Origin of the sequence: Sporosarcina sp. (assembly GCF_029257255.1) — a bacterium.
GTDB lineage: Bacteria > Bacillota > Bacilli > Bacillales_A > Planococcaceae > Sporosarcina.
Genome location: NZ_JARICI010000084.1, coordinates 1 through 3,769, shown reverse-complemented (window position 1 = coordinate 3,769; position 3,769 = coordinate 1). Strand labels below are relative to the sequence as shown.

Below are 3,769 nucleotides of genomic sequence, written 5' to 3'. Positions count from 1 at the left end.
CCTACTTTTGCGTCCTTGCGACCCTATAGTCGCGCCAGTGATGAATAAGTGTTCCGAAAAACATCTGCAGAACGCCATGTTGTTGTGTCCAGATAAGTTATCAATCTCAATTCCTTAGTATACAGTTAAATGATCACACTGTCAATAGCCTATTTTTCGAATCCGACTGGCAAAGTTTACAACTAGTTGAAAAGGGAAGCAGTACACTAGAGCCTGCGATTTTACATAGCAGGAAATTATAACTGGAGGGATTAGGATGAACGTAGAGATTGTTAACGAATTTCCACATGAATTTTTAATGGAGCAAGCAGAACCCTGCATCTCCATTTATCAGCCGACCCACCGCCATAGACCAGAAAATCAGCAAGATCCGATACGTTTTAAAAACTTATTGCAACAAGTTCAACTAGAATTATCTAAAATATACCCCGGGAATGAAATCAAAAGTCTGCTAGCGCCACTGGAAAAGTTACAGGGCGAGCGGCCGTTCTGGGCGCATGCAGGGGACGGACTCGCTTTATTCGCAACGAAAGATCGCTGCATTATATACAGGCTGCAGCGACCTGTGCCTGAATTGGCGATTGTATCAAACAGCTTCCATATTAAACCGCTCATTCGCGTGTTCCAATCAGCTGACCGTTATCACTTGCTTGGCGTTAACCGACAGAAGTTCAAACTGTTTGAAGGGAATCGTTATGGAATTGAGGAAGTTGAAATTCCTGAAGAACTGGCAAAAACAAAAGCTGAAGCGATTGGCGATCAAGTCACTGAAGCTTACGTAGGCTCAGGAGACTCAGGCGGAGCAACGGGGACAGCTATGATGCACGGATATGGAGGCAAAAAGGATGAAATTGAAATAGATATTGAACGTTATTTCCGATATGTCGACCGTACGGTTTCTGAACACTTCTCTAAACCGAGCGGACTGCCATTGTATTTAGTAACGCTAACTGAATATCATACACCTTTTAAAGAGCTGAGTCATAACCCGTATCTGCAGGACCAAGGAATTAAATCAGATTTTGAAGCATTGAATCTTGAGCAGTTAAGAGAAATGGCATGGCAGATAATTGAACCTAATTATTTGGATAAGACCAAAAATCTTGTGGAGAGTTTTGAAAACTCACAAGCCAATGGTCTGGGATCGCAGAAGATAGAGGACGTTGTTCAAGCAGTGAGTGAAAACAGAATCAGCCGGCTGATGCTTGAAGACGGCCGTGTGTATCCGGGTAAGATTGATTTGGATACCGGAGAAATCCAGACGAAAAATCTGCAGCAAACAGCAGTGGATGATGTAATGGACGATCTGGCTGAACTTGTCTTTAAAAGCGGCGGAGAAGTTGTCGTTCTTCCTGAAGAGCGTATGCCTGTTGATACAGGAGTCGCAGCTATCTATAGATGGTAACGAAAAAGCCGTTCATCGTGAACGGCTTTTTCGTTTTATTCATTTTCAAGCAGTTCTTTAGCGGCCATCAATGCATTTTGAACACGCGGGAAGCCAACATATGGGATTAACTGCATAATGGATTCAACAATTTCCGTTTTTGTTAATCCAACAGTTAATCCTCTCTGTACATGTGTTTTAATTTGCGGAATAGTACCTTGCGTGACTAATGAAGAAATCGTCACCAGCTGCCGCTGCTTGTTGTCAAGGCCGGGTCTTGAGTATATTTCACCATAGCCAAATTCGACGATATACTTTCGTAAGTCAGGTGCCAGATCTTTCAATGTATCGGCGGTCATCATCCGTTCGGCTTCTTCTTCACTGACATATTCTTTGATTTTTTTTAAACCAGCTTCTAAACGTTCAACAGTCATGAAAACCCCTCCAGTAATTTATTAATTCTGAATTTACTATAGCACAATAAAGATGAGATATGACGAATAAAACATATATTTCCATCAATAAACACATTGAAATCACTAGTTTAAAAAAGCGCAATAGTTCTAAAGTTGTTAATTATTGATGTAAAGTTTGAAAAGTACTATGAATAGGTATAGTTGAATAGAGCGGAAAACAACTACTTGGAGGGATTTACAAATGGAAAAGTTTTTCTTAGAAAATGCAGTGCAAGCTAAAAAGAAGATTGAAGAATTGGTAGCACAAGGCTACACACACGATCAGATTTATATCTTTGCACATAGCGAAGACCGTGAAGATAAAATTGCAGATGCACTAGATTCAGAACAAGTTGGGATGAGCGAAATGGGCTTCCTCGATAAAATGAAAAATATGTTCACTTCACGTGGAGATACATTGCGCAGTGAAATGCAGTCTGTCGGATTGACTGAAGCAGAGGCTTCAGAAGGTGAAAGTGAATTGGATAAAGGAAGACTATTACTCGTTGCAAAACGATAACTAGCAAAAAACCGGCAAAGGACTTGATCCTTTGCCGGTTTTTCATTGTTTCTTTACATATTTTCGATTTCATCATAATAAGCATCGATTGGTATGAATAACCCTACTTTGCCGTGCTGTTCTTCGTTCAGCGTAGCGAAGATCACACCGATTACTTCGCCTTTCGCGTTAATAACGGGACTGCCGCTATTCCCTCTGTAGACAGGCGCTTTGATCATAACTACTGGACGTTCCCAATCAGGAAGCTGGATATAATTCAATACATGTCCTTTATTCGCAATACCTGAAAAACTCAGCGGATTCCCAATAAACGTAATCGGCTCATGGTCAGTGAAGTGGGTGCGGTCTGCCAACTTCAGATGGGGTAGATGTTCATCTCTCACTTCTACTACTGCTAAGTCGATGTTTCGAAAGGTGCGGGTAACAGTTCCTTTGTACATATCTCCTTCTGGAAATGAAATCATGACCGTTTCATTGCCCTCAATGACATGATAATTCGTTAGAATGGTTCCACTTTCGTTGATTGAAAATCCTGTACCTTTACTGTCGCCTGTCGAAACGACGACTACTGCTTCTTTATATAGTGCAACTTGCGGGTTTTTAGACAATTCCGAGGATGTTTTTAAAAACTCGATAGCAGGAATTGAAAAGATTTGAAAAATAATAGCGAATGTACTGAGAGCCAGTGTGATAGCCATTACCCAAAATGTCCATCTGGGAAAAGGCCGGTAAGTACGAGGATGATTTTTTTCTTCAGCAGCTTTGGCGAGGGCTTCACGCTGAGCTTCTAATACTAATTCCTGCAGTTCCTCATCATCGAGGTCTTCTTGAAAAGAATCTTTGGTTTCCACTCAACACACCTCTTTCTACTAAATAGTTTACCAGAAACGCAATAAAAGAGTTGAGTAAGGTATAAAAGATAGGTAAATAATAGTCAGAAAACACAGATAGAGTAGCCAAAAAAATCTCTATCTTGATATAAATTGTGTGAAGATAAAGATCTGCTTTATTGGGAAATGAGATGAAGTCAAGGTTGATCATAATAAAGGCTGAAACGATAGAAAGCTGTACGGATTTGTGATGGACTGTTGGAGACTCATTTTAACAAGCAAAGTTATCTGATCGTCAGTCCTTCTGCAAGTACGAAGGTAATCATTAATGAGGAGATACTATTTCACAGCACTAATCTGTCACGGAACATTTAGCTGCACAGTTCGTTATACAGGTAGTAGAAAACGATTATTTGCCAAAGTTTATGTGATACCAAAAGGTAATGCATACATTGGTGAATTGATCTTGGGAAGTGGTTTTAAATATCCAAACAGTAGAGGACATTGTACAGCCAACGGTAAAAAGCAGAAAAGAAGAGACGAAAGCATCTATTTTTCTCCAAAATATATGCCTAATTGA

Annotated in this window: 4 protein-coding genes; 2 read left to right on the top strand and 2 right to left on the bottom strand. The window is 40.2% G+C overall.

Annotation, left to right across the window (positions count from 1 at the left end; genetic code table 11):
- The first annotated feature begins 256 nt into the window (after positions 1 to 256).
- Positions 257 to 1,405: a baeRF3 domain-containing protein gene (locus Q1J64_RS15595; RefSeq protein WP_301110037.1), complete on the top strand. Its 1,149-nt coding sequence runs from the start codon at positions 257 to 259 to the stop codon at positions 1,403 to 1,405.
- A gap of 35 nt (positions 1,406 to 1,440) precedes the next feature.
- On the opposite strand, the gene Q1J64_RS15590 is transcribed toward Q1J64_RS15595, so the two are convergent.
- Complete coding sequence (locus tag Q1J64_RS15590) at positions 1,441 to 1,818, bottom strand: carboxymuconolactone decarboxylase family protein (protein WP_301110036.1); 378 nt, start codon at positions 1,816 to 1,818, stop codon at positions 1,441 to 1,443.
- 223 nt (positions 1,819 to 2,041) lie between these two features.
- On the opposite strand from Q1J64_RS15590, the gene Q1J64_RS15585 reads away from it, so the two are divergent.
- Positions 2,042 to 2,359, top strand: a complete 318-nt coding sequence (locus Q1J64_RS15585) for a YflT domain-containing protein (protein ID WP_301110035.1) — start codon at positions 2,042 to 2,044, stop codon at positions 2,357 to 2,359.
- 53 nt (positions 2,360 to 2,412) lie between these two features.
- On the opposite strand, the gene Q1J64_RS15580 is transcribed toward Q1J64_RS15585, so the two are convergent.
- A complete protein-coding gene (locus tag Q1J64_RS15580; protein WP_301110034.1) occupies positions 2,413 to 3,210 on the bottom strand; it encodes a S1C family serine protease in 798 nt (265 codons plus the stop codon).
- Between the last annotated feature and the right edge of the window lie 559 nt (positions 3,211 to 3,769).

Coding starts and splice junctions, on each gene's coding strand:
- Q1J64_RS15590 (WP_301110036.1), bottom strand. CDS start 1,818: ATGACTGTTGAACGTTTAGAAGCTGGTTTAAAAAAAATCAAAGAATAT.
- Q1J64_RS15585 (WP_301110035.1), top strand. CDS start 2,042: ATGGAAAAGTTTTTCTTAGAAAATGCAGTGCAAGCTAAAAAGAAGATT.
- Q1J64_RS15595 (WP_301110037.1), top strand. CDS start 257: ATGAACGTAGAGATTGTTAACGAATTTCCACATGAATTTTTAATGGAG.